Raw genomic sequence first — 521 nt, 5'->3', positions numbered from 1 at the left:
AGGGCACCATCGTCAATCAATTTGCCTAAAGCTTCATAAGCTAGATACGGATAAACCGCCGTAGCGCCAAAGCCTAGCAATACGGCAAATTGATGAGGGTCACGTGCGGTTGCGGTTTCCGCGACGATGTTGGCATCACAACGAAGGTTGGCTGTAACTAAGCGAGTTTGCACGGCGCCGACAGCCATGGCGGCTGGAATTGGCAATTTGCCTTTGACTAATGCGCGGTCAGAAAGAACCACTAAAACGGTACCTTCTCGCACCACTTGTTCAGCTTGATCACATAAGTCATCGATCGCTTGCTTGAGATCTTTCTCTTGTGGATCGTAGTTTATGTCGAGAATGGTATTGCGGTAGTGATCGTCACCCAGCTCAAGCAACTGCTGCATGTCAGAGTAAAGTAGCACTGGAGAATCAAATGTCACTCGATGCGCGTGGCCGTCGGTTTCACAGAAGACGTTCATCTCCTGACCTATACTGGTGGCTAACGACATAACATGCTTTTCACGCAGTGGATCGAT

Annotated in this window: 1 protein-coding gene; it reads right to left on the bottom strand. The window is 49.3% G+C overall.

The features are described from left to right. Window positions 1–521 (bottom strand): glutamate synthase central domain-containing protein (locus R7093_RS27990; protein ID WP_318147380.1); only part of this gene is annotated, 521 nt, incomplete at both ends.

The organism is Vibrio sp. 1580 (genome assembly GCF_033340055.1).
Note: the sequence above shows the minus strand (reverse complement) of the source record. Positions and strands in the feature narration are given on the sequence as shown.